The following is a 16,254-nucleotide window of genomic DNA, read 5'->3' as shown; positions in this document are numbered from 1 at the left end:
GGCATGGTCGCCATGTTCGTGGACTCGTGCACCGTCACCGTGCGCGCGCTGGTCCGCCGCCGCTTCTCCTGGTGGGAGTTCCTGCTCCAGACCCGGTTCCTCGCGTCGGTGGCACTGCTCCCCACGATCCTGATCGCGATCCCGTTCGGGCTGGTGCTGGTGCTGACCGTCGGCGGTCTGACCAGCCAGGTCGGCGCGGCGTCCCTGGTCGGTGGCGTCAACTCGGTCGGCACGGTGCGGCAGGCGGCGCCGATCATCAGCGGCATCGTGCTCGCGGGGGCCGGTGGCTCGGCGATCTGCGCCGACCTGGGCTCCCGCGCGATCCGCAGCGAGATCGCGGCGATGCGGGTGATGGCGGTCGACCCGCTGGAGCGCCTGGTCGCGCCGCGGATCCTGGCCACGATGCTGGTGAGCGTCCTGCTCAACGGCGTGGTCGCCTTCGTTGGCATCATCAGCGGGTACCTCTCGGCGGTCTATCTGCTCAACAGCACGGCGGGCGGCTTCCTGCACTCGTTCAGTGCGTTCTCCCAGCCGGCCGACCTGATCGAGTCGACCGTCAAGGCAGCCCTGTTCGGCCTGGTGGCCGCGCTCGTCGCGTCGTACCAGGGCCTCAACGCCCAGCACGGACCAGCGGGGGTCGGTGACGCGGTCAACCGGTCGGTGGTCCTCACCGGCGTCCTGCTGTTCGTCATCAACCTCGTCGTGAGCCAGATCTTCCTGCTGGCCGCGCCACCGAGAGTGGGGTGAGGGCGATGGCGACCTCCTTGCTGCCGCGCACCGGCCCACGCTGGGGCGGGATGCTCGTGCGTGCGTTCACCGGCAACCTGCGCCGCCAGGGCACCATGCTGCTCTTCTGCATCCATGCCGTCGTCACGATCCCGATGGCCCTGCGGCGCTACCGCCACGAGGTGTGGCGGCTGCTCGCCGAGATCGCCTTCGGCAAGGGCCTGCTCACGGTCGCGGCGAGCACGGTGTTCGTGTCCGCGCTGCTGTCCGCCGTGATCGGCGTCCAGCTCGGTCTGGAGGGGATGGAGGGCCTCAGCATCGTCGGTCTGGCGCCGCTCTCGGGCCTGGTCGCCGCGGTCGGCAACACGCGCGAGCTGGCCCCGCTGATCACTGCCTTCGGGCTCGCTGCCCAGATGGGCTGCCGCTTCACCGCGCAGCTCGGTGCGATGCGCATCAGCGGCGAGATCGACGCCATGGACACGATGGCGGTCTCCAGCATGGAGTACCTCGTGACCACCCGGCTGATCGCGGTCAGCATCTTCGTGGTGCCGCTCTACCTGGTCACCCTCTCCGGCGCGTACTTCGCCTCGAAGCTCACGGTCCAGCTCATCGCCGGCCAGGGCACCGGCACCTACGACCACTACTTCTTCCTGTTCCTCGATCCCGGGGACGTGTTCCTGTCCGTGCTCAAAGTCGTGGTCCTGGCCCTGATGATCACCTTCATCCACTGCTTCTACGGCTTCACCGCCGAGGGCGGCCCGGAGGGCGTGGGGGTCGCGTCGGGCCGGGCGATCCGGGCCAGCATCGTGACCATCGCGGTGGCCGACATGCTGATGACGCTGCTGTTCTGGGGCACCTCGACGGGGGTGCGGATCTAGATGTCGGACATCTATGCGCTCTACCGCAACCCCCGGGTCCTGGCCCGGCTCGGCGTCCTCTTCACGGTGGTCGTGCTGACGGTCGGTGGGCTGGTGTTCGCCCAGTTCGGCGGGGCGTTCTCGGGCGCGCCGGTGCTGCGGGTCCAGCTCCCGCCTGCCAGCTCGGTCGTGGCCGTCGACAGCCCGGTGACCTACCGCGACGTGCGCATCGGCACCGTCGTCGAGGGTGCCCGGAGCGGGTCCGGCGACGAGGCGGGGGAGATGCCCGAGGTCCGGGTCCGGATCGACCGCAAGTGGCTGGACAAGCTGCCCCGCGACGTCGTCGCGACGGTCGGGCCGATCTCCATCTTCGGCAACCAGTACGTCCAGCTGCTCGCCACCGACGACGGCGGCCCGGAGGGCCTGCCCGAAGACGCCGTCGTCCCGGCGTACGACGCCTCACGGAACCCCTCGCTCCAGGGCACCTTCGTCGCCCTCAACGACGTGCTCAAGGAGGTCAGCCCCGCCCGCCTGAACGCCGGCCTGTCCGGCCTGGCCACGGCGCTGCAGGGACAGGGCGCGGAACTCGGCAAGACCCTGGTGGCCACCAACGACTACCTCGGCATCATGCTGCCGCTGTGGCCGACGCTGGTCGAGAACCTCGGCGAGCTGGCCACCTTCGCGGGTGGCCTCAACGAGATCACTCCCGAGTTCCTCTCGCTGATCGAGAACGCGTCGACCACCGCGACGACCGTGCGTGAGAACGCCGACTCGTTCCGCTCCCTGGTGAGCAACGGCGCCAAGCTGTCCACCACGTCCGCAGCGCTGCTGCGCAGCACGATGGACGCCTACGCCGACTCCGTGGACGGCGCGGTCGCGCTGCTCGCAGCGCTCTCGCAGGGCCCCGACGTCATCACCAAGATGCTCAAAGGCATCGACAGCTGGGCCTCCACCTGGGCGCCTGCGCTGGCCGACGGGATGCCCGACATCCGGATGGCCGCGCTCTCGGTGCGCAACCCCGCCGACCTGGTGCTGGCCATGACCGCCGGTGGCGACGCCGATCAGCTCGCCCGGCTGCTCAACGAGGCGGTCCGTCCCGGCTTCGCCAACCCATCGACCTATCAGAGCTGCCCGGAGCCGCTCTGCTCGTTCAGCCGTCGTTCCGGCGGCTCGACCGACGGGAGCACCCCATGACCAGCACCCGGCCCGTCCGTGCCGGGCGGCTGCTGGCCTCGGTGGCCGTGTTCGTCGCGGTCTCGGTGCTCCTCACCGTCTTCGTGGTGATGTCGGTGCTCGACCTGGGCCAGCGCAACGGCGAGGAGTACCATGCGCGGCTCGCCAACGCCGCCGGCCTGCGGTCGGGGGACGACGTCACCGTCGCCGGCCTCGAGGTCGGCAAGGTGACCGGCGTCGAGCTGCGCGGCAAGGACGTCGAGGTCTCCTTCGTGGTCAGCGGCGGTCATGCGCTGCACACCAACACCCGCACCGCGGTCCGCTACGCGAACCTGATCGGCAGCCGCTATCTCGCCCTGGTGCCGCCGGAGGGCGCGCCCGCGCAGCGGCTGCGTCCGGGCGGCACCCTCCCGGAGTCGCAGAGCCTGCCGGCGGTCGATCTCACCGCGGTCTTCGACGGCTTCCAGCCGCTCTTCGACGCGCTGGACCCCGAGCAGGTCAACCAGCTGACCGCCTCGATCGTCGCCATCTTCCAGGGCGAGTCCGGCACGGTGGCCAACCTGGTCGAGCAGGTCGGCACGATCACCACGCACCTCGCGGGACGCAAGGAGGTGATCTCCACGGTGATCACGAGCCTCGCCGACCTGCTCACAAGCGTCAACGGGCAGGGGGAGGCGCTCGGCAGCATGATCGACGACTTCGGCTCCGTGGTCGGGACCCTGAGCGACCAGCGCGCGGTGCTCGCCTCGACCATCGACGGCCTGGCCCGGTTCGGGGAGGACGCGTCAGCACTGACCCGCGAGTCGACCGACGCGATCAACAAGGGCATCGACGGCGTCGCCGAGGCCTCCGCGGTGCTGACCAAGAGCTCCGGCGCGATCGTCGACCTGATGCGGGACATCCCGGACTTGGTCGACAACCTCAACCGGATCATGGACTCGGGCTCGTTCGTGAAGGTCTACCTCTGCAACCTCGACCTCCGGGCGACGGGTCGGCTCAACCTGTCCCTCGTCCCCGGCCTGCCGGCTCCCCAGGATCCGGTCGGCCTCGAGCTGCCCTCGGGCCAGGTCGGCGATCCCGCCCGGGCCGGAAAGGTGTGCCGATGACCCCGTCGATCCTGAAGAAGGTGCGCGACTTCGACCTCGACGACTGGCGGGTCTCGGACCGGGACCCGCTCAAGGTGGCCGCGATCGCGGCGGCGGTGCTGCTGGTGCTGGTCCTCCTCGGGCTGAACCTGACCCGGCTGCCGTTCCTCACCAGCAAGGACGACTACTCCGCCTACTTCACCAGCGCCTCCGGCCTGACCGGGGGAGAGACCGTGCAGGTCCGAGGCGTCCGGGTCGGCAAGGTGACCGGCATCGTCCTGGAGGACGACCGGGTCCGGATCGACTTCGAGGTCAACAGTGACGTCGACCTCGGCGATGACACCGCCGCCCGGGTCAAGGTGCTCAACCCGCTCGGGGCGCAGTTCGTGGAGCTCGAGCCGGCGGGATCGGGCGAGCTGAGCAAGCCGATCCCGGTCGAGCGCACCTTCGCCAGCCGGACCCTGGTCAACGAGCTGGGCCGGGTCTCGGGACAGCTCGACCAGACCGACATCCCGCAGCTGCAGCAGGCCATGGACGTGCTGACCGAGACGCTGTCGGCGTCCTCGTCCGACGCCGTGGCCAAGGCACTCACCGGCCTCAACGACTTCGCGGGCAATCTCGCTGCGGACGCCGACAAGATCTCCGAGCTGGTGTCGTCGGGCAGCGAGCTGATCGCGATCATCAACGACCGCAGCGACGTGATCGTCAACCTGGTCTCCCAGGGTGACGCGCTGGCGGCGGTGCTCAACGAGCGTCGCGACGCGATCACCCGGCTGGTGCGGGGCACTGCCGACCTCAGCAAGCAGATCGCCGGCATCCTCGAGGTCAACCGCGACAAGCTCGGCCCGATGCTGCGCAACCTGGAGCAGATCTCCCGGGCGCTGGCCACCGAGAACGAGAGCCTCGGCAAGGCGATCCCCGCGATGGAGCAGCTGAGCAGGAATATCGCGCGGGTCACCGGCACCGGACGGTTCGTCGACATCGTGGCCCCCAACGGGCTGATCCCCGACGCCGTCATCCAGCAATGCGCCGCCGCCGGCGCCTACCCAGCGCCCAACGACCCGAGAGTGGGGTGCCGTCCATGAGCCGCCGACGACTGCCGAGGCCGGCCAGGCTGCCGAAGCTGCCGGCGCTGTCGGGGCTGCCGCGCGGGAGGGCGCTCCTCCTCGTGGCCGGGGCGCTCGTCCTGCTCCTGGCCGCCGTGCTGGTCTGGCGCCAGACCTCGGGGCCGGACGACTACCGCGTGACGGCGACCTTCGCTGAGGCCCCGGGCGTCTACGAAGGCAATGCCGTCAAGATCCTGGGCGTCCCGGTGGGCCGGGTGACCCGGGTCGATCCCGGGTCGAAGGGCGTCGAGGTGGAGCTGGAGGTCAGCGGCGATCACCAGCTGCCGACCGACGTCAGCGCCTTCCTGATGGCGCCCAACGCCGTCAACGACCGCTTCATCGAGCTGGCCCCTGCCTACAGCGGTTCCGGTCCGCACCTCGACGATGGCGACCGGCTCGGACTGGACCGGACCGTGGTCCCGCAGTCGGTGGACCAGATCATCGACAACCTGGAGGAGTTCTCGCGCACCATGGGGCCCGAGGGGGCCAACGCCGACGGCTCGCTCTCCCGCGTGCTGGCCGCGGTGGCCGAGAGCATGGGCGGTCAGGGCTCGACGATCCACGAGCTGGTCGACAACCTGGGCACCACCCTCGACGCCACGGCATCGGACAGCGACGCGCTCACCGAGGGCCTGACCGACCTCGGTGAGCTGAGCACGGCCGCCGCGGGCGTCAGCTCGACGTACCGCAACCTGGCCGAGAACCTCGCGTCGGTGAGCGGGACGCTGGCGGGCGACGCGCCCCAGGTGACCGCGGTGCTGACGAACCTGCAGGACCTGCTAGCCGAGCTCAACACCTTCGTGAAGGAGAACAAGGACCAGTTGGCCGGGACGATCACCAGCCTCTCCGGTGTCGCCGGTGAGGTGGGCAAGCAGCAGAAGGCGCTGACCCGGCTGATGCGGAACCTGCCCCTCGCCGTCTCCAACGCCGGCAACACCGTCGTCGACACCCCGCAGGGCAAGGCGATCCGGGCTCGGTTCGACCCGGTCGCGGGAGCGGGCGTGCGCTCGGAGATCTGTGGCGACGGCCTGCTCCGGTTGATGGCGGCGGCGCTCGCCGCCCCGGCCGACCGCACGGTCCTCGACGTCGCCTGCGGCGCCGATCGCTGGCTCGACGAGCTGAGCAAGCCGAAGGGCACCCCCGATGCCGGGGCGTGGACCCGGCAGGCGCTCGCGGGACTGGGAGGCTGAGATGCGACGGACTGACCTGACGACGGTCCTGCGCGGCCGTCCCGCCCTGCGGGCACCGGCGCTGATCGCCGTCACCGCGATCGCACTGTCCGGCTGCTCGCTCAGCCTGCAGGACATGCCGAAGCCCGGCGGCCTCAGCGCGGAGACCTACAGCGTCACGGCGTCCTTCGACGACGTCCTCAACCTCCCGGCCAACGCCGAGGTCCGCGACGGCGCTCGCGTGGTCGGCGAGGTCGGCGCGATGAAGGTCGACGGCTACCGCGCCGAGGTCGAGCTGCGCTTCCTCTCCGAGGTGGAGATCCCGACCGGGACGACCGTCGAGGTCCGCTTCGACAACCCGCTGGGCGACCAGTTCGTCGAGATCCACCGCCCGACAGACGGCGGGGGAGGAGGAGCGCTCCTGCGCGACGGCGACAAGCTCGACGCCGAGGACACCGCTGCGGCGCCGACCGTGGAGGACACCCTGGGCGCGTTCGCGACCGTGCTGACCGGAGGCGGCGTCGGTGACCTGCACTCGATCTCCCGGGAGCTCAACGCCGTCTTCTCCGGCAACGAGGCGAAGATCAAGGAGCTGCTCGGCCGGATGGCGGAGTCGGCGGAGCTGCTCGCCGGTGGCCTGGGTCCGATCGATCGGGCGCTGGACGAGGTCGCGCGGCTCTCGAAGCAGCTCGACGACAACAGCGACGTCCTGGTCGACGGGATCGAGGCGATCTCCCCGGCGATCGGCGTACTCGCCGACCTCAACGAGGACTTCACCACGCTCCTCAAGGGGCTCGACGAGTTCGCCGTCGCGGGCAACCAGATCATCGCCCGCAGCGGGAAGCAGACCGTCCGCGCACTGAAGCGGCTGGTCCCCGTCGTCCAGCAGATCGTCGACTCCCGTGAGCTGATCACCCCGATGATCAAGAACATCCGCACGCTGGCCGACCAGGTGCCCGACGTCACCGCCTACGGGTACGCACGGACGTCGGTCGCCGCTCAGCTCGACTTCAGCTCGGCGCCCTCCACCGCGAGCGGCACCGTCTCGGGCCGGCTGCCGGGCCGTCCGCCGGCGACGTCGCTGATGACACCGCTGGGTCCGCTGGAGTCAGGGCGTCTCGACGAGGGGAGGCAGCCATGAGCCGCACGTCACTGGTCCCGCGGCTGGCCGGGATCGTGTTCGGGATGCTGATCGGTCTCTACTACATCGGCGTGCAGATCATCGGCTGGTCGCCGGTCGACGACGACTACACCGTCGCCGTGGAGGTGCCTCGCGCCGCCGGGCTGTTCGAGGACAGCGACGTGAGCTACCGGGGTGTGGGGGTCGGGAAGGTCTCCTCGATCGCGGTGAGCCCCACCGGGGTGCAACTACGGCTGAACCTCACCGACGACCAGCCGATCCCACAGCAGGTCGAGGCCCGGGTCCGCATGCTCTCAGCGTTGGGGGAGAGCTATGTGGACCTGGTCCCGACCGGCGCGGCCGAGCCCCGGCTGCGCGAGGGCAGCACCATCGCGACGGGCACGGTCCCGACCACCGTCAGCGAGGCACTTGCCAGCAGCGCAGCGCTGCTGCGCTCCCTGGACCCGGCCGACCTGGAGGTCGTGCAGACGCTGATGGCCGACGCCTTCAGCGGCCTCGCTCCCGAGCTGCGCACCCTGGTGGTCGGCGGGCAGCGGCTGATCAACGCCGTGACCGCGGCCGCACCCGGCACCCGGCAACTCATCGTGGACGGACTCACCGTGCTGCGCACCGGCAACGCCACCCAGGCCCAGCTGGCTCAGATCGTCAGCGCCTTCGACACCCTGGCCCAGCAGTTCGCCGACAACGACGCCGACTTCGAGCAGCTGCTCGTCGACGGCGGCGAGGCCGCTGACAACATCGAGGAGCTGGTCCGCACTCAGACCGGCCCGTTCCAGGAGCTGCTGAAGGGCACCGGCGCCATCGGCACGGCCCTGAGCCGCAACACCGACGCCATCCAGGTGCTCTTCGACCTCCTCCCCGGCGTCAGCAACGACCTGAGCAAGGTCGCCCGCGACGGCGTCTTCCACGGCGACCTGACCCTGAACCTCGGGCAGCCGCTGTGCAGCACCCGTTCCCTGGCGGTGCCATCGACCTCCGGCACCGCCGTACCCAAGGCCTGTGCGAAGGGTCCGCGCCTGCTCCAGCGCGGCCCGGACTGAGGACGAGGAGCGATATGGCGGAGCTCTATCCATAAATTGATATCGAATCATGGGGGTGATCGAGTGCTATTGCGGCCCAATTCTCGGTATGGATCGTGATTTAGTGGGGCGCGGCCAAAAATAGATCCAGCAGATAAGAAAAATCTAAAAAGGGTTCCACCAAGGGCTTTTCAATGCGTGTAACACGGTGTTGCAATGGGTGCGTCAAGAGATCCCTCTCGTGACGAGACAGCTGGTCGACAGGCGACCAGTTCCATCACAAGGATTGGTAAGGAGAGTTTTCAATGCGGAAGAACTTGAAGACCATGAAGACGGCCACGGCCATCGGCGGAGCTGCGGCCGCCCTCGTGCTGGTGGGTTCGTTGACCTCGCCCGCCGAGGCCGCCGGCACCAAGTGGGTGCTGGGCTACACGGACAGCACTCCGGGCACCCCGCACTACGCCACCATGGGTGACGTCATCGGCAGCACCAACCTGAACCTCCAGTTCACCGGCCAGTACCAGGGCAGCCCGGCGACGATCGACTGCGTCAATGTGGCCACCACCGGCTTCAGCTACACGGTGCCCGCGACACCGCCGAGCGGCGCGCCCAACACCTCGATCACCATCATGCTGAACACGCCGACCACGACGCTGACCGGCTGCACCAACAGCGTCGACAATGGTCCGGTGAACGTCTCGTTCGCGTCGGGCTCGCAGTGGGAGCTGGAGATCGGTCTGCCCGCAGCGCACACGGTCATCGGCACCCCGCACACCGGGACGCTGTCGGGCAAGATCACCGTCCCGAGCGGCGGGAGCGGCAACGGCACGGTGACCGCGGTCGCCACGACCCTGCCCAGCGACGTTCCTGGCCAGCCCTGCACCATCCAGGGACCGGCGTTCGGCACCGACATGGAGGTGCCCGGGACCTACGACCCGACCACCGGGATCGCGGAGGACGACGGGTCGCAGCCGGTCCTCGATATCAACAACAGCACCAGCCCGGCGAACTGCTCGGACGTCCTCGACTGGGCGACGCTGCAGGCGGCGAGCGTGGAGCTGTCCGGCCCGGCGGGCGCGATCCCGACCGCGGTCTGGCAGTAGTCCCAGGCTCCTGGGACCGCCTCGGCGGGGCCCGTGAGAGTCGGTTGTCGGCCGCCGGGAAAAGCGGCGGCCGGCAACCGGTCTGGGGAATCCGAGCGCAGGCCCTCGGGGCACACGTGCCAAGAGGGCCCGCGTTCACCCTTCGATGATTCTGGCACAGCGTCCACCGCCTCGAGCGCACCTGGCGTGCGGGGTTCAGGCGGGCGAACGGTGAGGAGAGCACCACTCATGACGATCGAACACACCGTGCGTCGCGGCCGGCGACAGGTCGGGCGCCAGTGGCTCTGGGGGACCGCGGCCGGCCTGGCCGGCGCTCTAGCGCTGGTCGGCTTCCCCGCGGCACCGGCCGCAGCGGACTCGACCGACCCGAACGCGCCCTTCGAGCTGCCGGCGCTCTACGGCAAGCCCTGGTCCGACCTGTTCAGCGGCTCCGCCGACCGGGCCGACTACCTGCGCACCGGCGGCGTCAACTGCCCCAAGCCGGCTCCGTTGGCGGCGAGCAACGCCGGCAGCGGTCACGGCTATCGCGCGCCGTTCACGATGGCGCTCACCGACGGCCGGGTGCTGGCCGGCTACTCGCCGCTGGCTCTGCAGGCGGGCCAGCTCCCGTTCGGCGTCAGCATCTATGGGGTGACCGGGTGGGTGCGTGGCTGGGTCAGCCTGCCCGCGTTGCGCGTCGAGATCCCCGAGGACGGGGTCATCCTCTGCTCGGGGTCAGGCGTCTCCTGGACCTCGGGTTTCAACGCGCAGGCGCCCGGCACCTTCACCGGCAAGAAGGTCGCGGCCGCCACCGACGCTCCCCAGAACACCGGCGTCTACGCCTGGACTGAGCTGAAGCCGGTAGGGACGCCGCAAGCCGGGATCACCGGGCTCACTCCGAGCGGTGCGTTGGAGTTCTCAGCCTCGATGAAGGTCGAGGTACATGCCATGCAGAATCGCGCGAACGACCCATCGGACAACGACTGCACGACCACGGTGGAACTGACCCTGGGCACGACTCCGGAGCCGTTGCCGACCACCTTCGCGCCGATCGAGGGCGCACTGCCGAGTGACCCGGGCCAGTGGCGTCGCCGTCAGGAGTATGACGCCTACTACCACGACCCACACGACATGAACAGCATCCCGCCGCCGCGTTACCAGATGCCGTCGCGCGCTCTCGCCGGGGCGCTGCCCGGACGGAGCGCCACGGTGGTCAATGGCACCGTGACGATGCCGGCGCTGACCGCGCCGGGCGCACCACGCACCGGCGTGTGTGGTCCGGCCAGCCCGGGTGCGGGCAGCTTCGGAAGCTTCCTTCAGGGACTCGTGGCGCCGACGGACCTCGACGGCCGGGTGCAGCCGGGGGCGGTCATGAAGGGCGGGCAGCCGGAGCTTCTCACGAACATGCTGTACCAGGCTCCGCTGTACGACATCCCGGCGGGCTCGGTCCAGACCAGCGTCGACATCACCATCGCCGACATCGGGATGCCCCGGGGCTTGCCGACCGGCTTCGGGTTCTCGTGAGGCACACCGCCCGCCATGGGCAGAAGGAGATCAGCCGGATGAGGTTTTCGAGCCAAGGTCCACGAGCGCGGCGACGGGCAGTCGGGGCGACCCTGGCGGCGTTCGCCCTGGCTGTCACCGGCGGGTGGTTCGCGCCTGCGCAGGCGGCAGGGACGAAATGGGTGCTCGGCTACACCGACAGCACGCCGAGCAACCCGCACTATGCGGCGCCGGGCGATGTGATCGGCAGCGTCGACGTGAACCTGCAGATCACCTACCAATGGCAGGGCGCTCCGATGACCTTTGACTGCGTCGGCGTGCCCACCACCGGTTTCAGCTATCCGGTGCCGAGCACCCCGCCGGGCGGTGCGCCCAGCACCTCGATCACGATCCTGCTGAGCCCGCCGACGGCGGCCCTGGCTGGCTGCACCAACTCGTGGGACGGCAGTCCGGTCGACCTCTCGTTCCCGCCGGGCTCGCCGTGGGAGTTGGAGATCGGCCTGCCCGCTGCGCACACGGTCGTCGGCACGCCGCACGCCGGGACGCTGTCGGGCAGGATCACCGTCCCGAGCGGAAGCAGCGGCGATGGCACGGTGACCCAGACCCTCCGCACGTATCCCTCTGATATCCCTGGTCAGCCGTGCACCGTTCAGTGGCCGGCATACGCCACCGACCTAGAGGTGCCCTGGACCTACGACCCGAGCATTGGTGTGCTCGAAGACGACGGCTCGCAGCCGGTCTACGACCTCAACACCACCGCCAGCCCGGCGAACTGCTCGGACATCCTCGACTGGGTCACGATCCAGGAGGCCAGCGTGACGCTGTCTGGCCCGGATGGCGCTACTCCGACCATGGTCTGGGCGCCGTGATCCGCGTGTTCCGGACACTCGCTGTCGGACGAGCCGAAGGCCGGCCACCGAGACGACGGCGACCGGCCGGTCGAGAGTGTCCTCACAGCTCCGTGGGCTGGACCCCGCGGTGAGTCAACGCACCACACCTCAACGAAGGAGATTCTGACATGTTCCGCAAACTCCGTCTGCGACGCCCCGCTGTGGGCCTGGCCTCCGTGGCTGTCGCGATCGGCGGGCTGAGCGCCGGCCTCGGCGCCGCCCCCGCGCAGGCCGATCCGCTGCCGCCGGCACTGCAGAAGTTCGCCAACTGTCCGGTGCAGAACAACGCCGTCACCGCGTGCTACGTCATGGAGACCAGCAGCGTCGGGATCAAGGCCGGCAAGTTCGACGAGGCGACCACCACCGACCCGATGGTCCTGCAGTTCGGCGGCATCGCCGACTCGGTCAAGCAGACCGTGATCTCGGTCCCGCCGGCCAACGGGGTCAGCCCTCTACAGGCTCCGCCCATCGAGTTGCCAGGCGGGATCCTCGGCATCCCCGGCTTCGAGTTCTGGCCCTTGGAGGCATACATCACCCCGGAGATCGTCGGGTTGCCGCAGCTCAACCTGGACAACCTGATGACCAACGAGCCGGTGATGAACCTCAACCTCAAGGCCAGGATCTCCAACCCGTTCACCAACGTGCTCACCATGCTGGGCGATAGGTGCACCATCGGGTCCGACTCCTCGCCGATCAAGCTGAACCTCACCGCCGGCACCACCAACCCGCCGCCGCCCAACCAGCCGATCACGGGTGTCCCGGGCACCTTCGACTACAACTACCAGGGCACCGGGGTGATCCGACTCAGCGGGCAGACCGTGGTCGACAACGCCTGGGGCCTGCCGAAAGCCAGCGGCTGCGGCCTCACCGGGGCGCTGAACGGGGTCATCGACATCGCCGACGGTCAGGCCAACGCCGGGCCGGGGCACAACTCGACCACGATGGACACCACCATCTGGTCGGTGAGTGCCAACAAGGTGCGGACCGCGATGGGCCTGCCGGTGGTCAATCCCCCGCGGCCGGGACGCCCGAGCGAGCGGGTCTCCGACGGTGGCTTCACCGACCCCGGGATGGGGCCGTGGGAGTGCACCGGTCAGTGCGGGGTCGACCACGGTCTCGGCAACGCCCGTACCGGGCCCGACAACGGCTGGGTGCGCAACAGCAACAACAAGTGGAACGACCTCCACCAGAGGACGCTGCTTGCCCCGAACACCAACTACACCCTGGCCGGGTGGGTGCGTACCTCGGCGAACAACACCGACGGCTACTTCGGAGTGCGCACGCTCGACGGCACCGTGATTGCCGAGCAGAAGTTCGGCAAGCACACCGGCTATACCCAGCTGACCGTGACCTTCAACAGCGGCAGCCACACCGGTGTGGAGGTCTTCGGAGGCCTGTGGCCGCACGGCGATACCTGGGCACAGTTCGACGACATCTCGTTGATCAACTGAGGTCGGCGAACGCCTGACCCCCGGGGGTCTCGGCTCAACGCCGAGGCCCCCGGGCCCGCAGGGGGACGTCGGCGGGCGGCCAAGCAGTGACACAGGGAGAGGAAACAGAGCATGACCGAATTGGACCGACACGTCGGGAGGCCACGGCGCATCTGGCGGCACGCGCCGCTACTGGCCGCAGCCGGCGTGGTCCTGACCATGCTGCCCGGTTCCGCGGCGCCTTCGGTCACGGTGGCACCGTTGAGGACGACTGCCGTCGCCCAGGCCGCCGTGCCGCTGCCGGCGGCCTGCAAGCCGACTTCCAACCCGCCTCCGACGGAGTACGGCTTCGTCGCCCGGGTCACCGGGGGGACGGTGCAGGGTGACGGACCGCTGAAGGTCACCGGGATCGACGTCTCCGTCTGCGGCATCGTGCGATTGGTCGCGGCGCAGTCCGGCGGCTGCACCGGCGTTCAAGGCCGACTGATCATCCCCAAGGAGGGCGTGGTTACCAACGGTCTCGAGGCCGGTCTCGTCATCGACGGCATGCCCCCGATGGGGAATGTGCCCACCGAGGTGATCGCCGAGCCGATGTCCAGCGACATCGCCTGCGACGACTCCGACGACGGTCTGACGATGGATCTCCGCCTGAAGATCAACGGCTCCGCCGGGATCTTCGGTCTGCAGTGCCGGGTTCCGTTCACCGGAGAGGTGCAGGCCACCGTCACCGGTCCGCTCTTGACCCCGCCCTTTCAAGGGACGACCACCATCACGGGCACGGTCGCTGCCGGGTCGGTGAGCAACAACGACAAGTTCTGCCCCGGGCAGCTGCCGAAGCGACTGAACGCGATCGCCGAGTTGCCGGCCATGGGATACCAGGTCAACTGGCCCACCACCGTCTCGATCTACCAGCCGTGAGAGGTGGTGCTGCCCGGAGTCCTATGTGAGGGTGCGTGTAACACGCTGTTACGAAACTGGGGACAGCAAGTCTCTACCCGAGGTGAGGAAGTGATTCACAGTGCGAGTGCGGATATCAACAGCCGTGGTGGGGGTGGTCGGCCTGGTGGCCGGAGCCTTGGCCGTGACGTCACCGTCGGCGATGGCGATGGAGCCGGTGGAGCTGGGCGGGAGCGTGGTGCAGGTCAACCGGGACGCCACGCCGGCCGTGGGCACCGTGCCCTATACCGCTGTCAGTGACGGACTCGATACCAACGTCTTCGCGGTTCGTGCCGGCGATGGCACGCTGGAGCGGGTCGTGACCGACGGCAACGCAGCCATGGACATCCCCGTGGAGGTGGCCGGTGAGCGGATCGTCGCGCTCGGCGCGCACGGGGCGACTGCCCCCGACTCCGGCATGGTCGCGGTGGTGACCGAGGACGGCCTTCCGCACCTGTGGGGGGCGGACGCTGACGCCCTCGCCGTGGATGCCGTGGCCGGTCTGACCAGTCCGGAGCTGCTCGGCGGTGCCGGGGCGCCGGCCACGGCCGAGCAGATCGCGGTCACCGGCGGGGTCCTTGGCGTGCTGCTCGCGGACGGCAGGGTGGGCGTCGTCACCTATGTCCTCGGTGCCTATGACTATCGCGTGCTCGACCTGCCGGAGCCGGTCGAGCAGATCGCTGCGCTTGACGGCGGAGGGGGCGCCCTGGTGCTGCGGCTGGCGAACGGCGGCGCGCTGATCTGGAACAGCGACGGAACCGACCAGGGGACGGTGACGGTTCCCGCGTTCCCGGAGATGGCCGGGCGGCCGACTGGTCCAGCTGACCCGCTGATCGACATCCAGTCGAGCAAGAGCCTCGCGGTCGGGGTCACCGCGGCCGGCAAGGTGTACGCCATGAGCCAGGGCGGGACCCGCGCGAACGAGGATTACCTCGCCCCCACCGCCGCTCTGGAGGACAAGCCCGTCGAGGCCACCGTCCTTTCCAGCCCGTTCGGTATGTCCACCCCGGTCTACATGGTGCGCACCGAGGGGAACCAACTCCACGTCTACGGTACGAGTGCCGGCTCACAAGCGTCGAGGGTCGCGCAGTACCGGAGCCAGGCGGACAGTCTGGATCTGTCCGGCAAGGAGATCGCCTCGCTCACCGGGGGGTACAGCTCCTTCCAGCTGATCGTCGCCGATGCCGACCTCGCGGTCGAGGATGCCCCGACGATCGCGTCGTCGGGCGATATCGCCAACCCCAAGGTGGGAGACACGCTGACGGGCACACCGGCTACGTTCACGGTGTCGGAGGGCGTGACGCTCACCAACGAGTGGCTGGCGGACGACGCGGTAGTCACCACCGGCACGGAGCTGGTGCTGACCGGCGATCACCTGGGGGAGACGATCACGTTCCGCACCACGGCCGTTCGTGGCGCTGAGAGCGTTCCGTCGGTCTCCGAGGCGGTCGGCCCGGTCGCTCTCCCCGATCTCGAGGTCGCCAATGCCCCGACGATCGCGGGCACGCCCCTGGTCGGGAGCACGCTGACCGGCACGCCGGCCACCTTCAACGCAACCGACGGCGTGACGCTCGGCAACCAATGGCTGGCCAATGGTGAGGTGATCGTCGGCGCGAATGGCACCACGCTCGCGTTGAGCAGTGCGCACGAGGGCAAGACCATCACGTTCCGGACGACAGCGGTCCGTGGCGCCGAGACGGTGCCGTCCACATCGGCAGGCGTCGGTCCCGTGACCGTTCCGAAGGTCGGTCCGACGCCAGAATGTCTGGCGGCTCAGGCTGCGGCCGGGGCAGCGCAGGCTGCTCTGGGCGGGGCGCAGGCCAAGGTGACCAAGGCCAAGGCCAAGCTGAAGAAGGCGAAGAAGGCGAAGAAGCCCGCGGCCAAGATCAAGAAGTTGAAGAAGAAGCTGAAGAAGGCCAAGAAGGCGCAGAAGGCGGCCGCATCCGCGTCGACCACGGCCAGCGCCAATGTCACGGCTAAGTGCAGCTGATCGAGGCTGCCTAGCCTGATCGGGCGGCGGCTCGGCGGCGCGGGGACCTACGGTCCCCGCGCCGCATCCGAGCCGGCGCGTCGGTCACGCCCTGTCTGCACCCCAGCGGCGGCTCAGTCCGCCGGCCCCGATCGCGCGACCGGCGCC

At 69.5% G+C, this 16,254-nt stretch carries 14 protein-coding genes; all 14 read left to right on the top strand.

Going from position 1 to position 16,254, the window contains the following annotated elements; all coding sequences use genetic code 11:
* The first annotated feature begins 3 nt into the window (after nucleotides 1-3).
* A complete protein-coding gene (locus RB608_RS27620; protein WP_282400141.1) occupies nucleotides 4-747 on the top strand; it encodes an ABC transporter permease in 744 nt (247 codons plus the stop codon).
* 5 nt (nucleotides 748-752) lie between these two features.
* Nucleotides 753-1,604: an ABC transporter permease gene (locus tag RB608_RS27615; RefSeq protein WP_308091317.1), complete on the top strand. Its 852-nt coding sequence runs from the start codon at nucleotides 753-755 to the stop codon at nucleotides 1,602-1,604.
* A complete protein-coding gene (locus RB608_RS27610; RefSeq protein ID WP_308091316.1) occupies nucleotides 1,605-2,777 on the top strand; it encodes an MCE family protein in 1,173 nt (390 codons plus the stop codon). It begins immediately after the preceding gene.
* Nucleotides 2,774-3,862, top strand: a complete 1,089-nt coding sequence (locus RB608_RS27605) for an MCE family protein (RefSeq protein ID WP_308091315.1) — start codon at nucleotides 2,774-2,776, stop codon at nucleotides 3,860-3,862. The genes RB608_RS27610 and RB608_RS27605 overlap by 4 nt, the downstream gene beginning before the upstream one ends.
* Nucleotides 3,859-4,926, top strand: coding sequence for an MCE family protein (locus RB608_RS27600; RefSeq protein WP_308091314.1), 1,068 nt, complete (start codon nucleotides 3,859-3,861; stop codon nucleotides 4,924-4,926). The genes RB608_RS27605 and RB608_RS27600 overlap by 4 nt, the downstream gene beginning before the upstream one ends.
* Nucleotides 4,923-6,137: an MCE family protein gene (locus tag RB608_RS27595; protein ID WP_308091313.1), complete on the top strand. Its 1,215-nt coding sequence runs from the start codon at nucleotides 4,923-4,925 to the stop codon at nucleotides 6,135-6,137. The genes RB608_RS27600 and RB608_RS27595 overlap by 4 nt, the downstream gene beginning before the upstream one ends.
* 1 nt (nucleotide 6,138) lies before the next feature.
* Complete coding sequence (locus RB608_RS27590) at nucleotides 6,139-7,257, top strand: MCE family protein (RefSeq protein ID WP_308091312.1); 1,119 nt, start codon at nucleotides 6,139-6,141, stop codon at nucleotides 7,255-7,257.
* Nucleotides 7,254-8,297 (top strand): MCE family protein, encoded by a 1,044-nt coding sequence (locus RB608_RS27585; RefSeq protein ID WP_308091311.1) that lies wholly within the window; start codon nucleotides 7,254-7,256, stop codon nucleotides 8,295-8,297. The genes RB608_RS27590 and RB608_RS27585 overlap by 4 nt, the downstream gene beginning before the upstream one ends.
* A gap of 284 nt (nucleotides 8,298-8,581) precedes the next feature.
* Nucleotides 8,582-9,379, top strand: coding sequence for a hypothetical protein (locus RB608_RS27580; RefSeq protein ID WP_308091310.1), 798 nt, complete (start codon nucleotides 8,582-8,584; stop codon nucleotides 9,377-9,379).
* Nucleotides 9,380-9,607: 228 nt separating this feature from the next.
* Nucleotides 9,608-10,882 carry a hypothetical protein gene (locus RB608_RS27575; RefSeq protein WP_308091309.1) on the top strand — a complete coding sequence of 425 codons (1,275 nt, stop codon included), beginning with the start codon at nucleotides 9,608-9,610 and terminating at the stop codon, nucleotides 10,880-10,882.
* Nucleotides 10,883-11,043: 161 nt separating this feature from the next.
* Nucleotides 11,044-11,730, top strand: coding sequence for a hypothetical protein (locus RB608_RS27570; RefSeq protein ID WP_308091308.1), 687 nt, complete (start codon nucleotides 11,044-11,046; stop codon nucleotides 11,728-11,730).
* 149 nt (nucleotides 11,731-11,879) lie between these two features.
* A complete protein-coding gene (locus RB608_RS27565) occupies nucleotides 11,880-13,202 on the top strand; it encodes a hypothetical protein (RefSeq protein WP_308091307.1) in 1,323 nt (440 codons plus the stop codon).
* Nucleotides 13,203-13,313: 111 nt separating this feature from the next.
* The gene (locus RB608_RS27560; RefSeq protein WP_308091306.1) at nucleotides 13,314-14,099 is read left to right on the top strand and encodes a hypothetical protein; all 786 of its coding nucleotides are present in this window, start codon (nucleotides 13,314-13,316) and stop codon (nucleotides 14,097-14,099) included.
* A gap of 124 nt (nucleotides 14,100-14,223) precedes the next feature.
* Nucleotides 14,224-16,107: a hypothetical protein gene (locus RB608_RS27555; protein WP_308091305.1), complete on the top strand. Its 1,884-nt coding sequence runs from the start codon at nucleotides 14,224-14,226 to the stop codon at nucleotides 16,105-16,107.
* The last annotated feature ends 147 nt before the right edge of the window (nucleotides 16,108-16,254 follow it).

The sequence above is a fragment of the Nocardioides sp. LHD-245 genome (assembly GCF_030929495.1).
Lineage (GTDB): Bacteria > Actinomycetota > Actinomycetes > Propionibacteriales > Nocardioidaceae > Nocardioides.
Note: the sequence above shows the minus strand (reverse complement) of the source record. Positions and strands in the feature narration are given on the sequence as shown.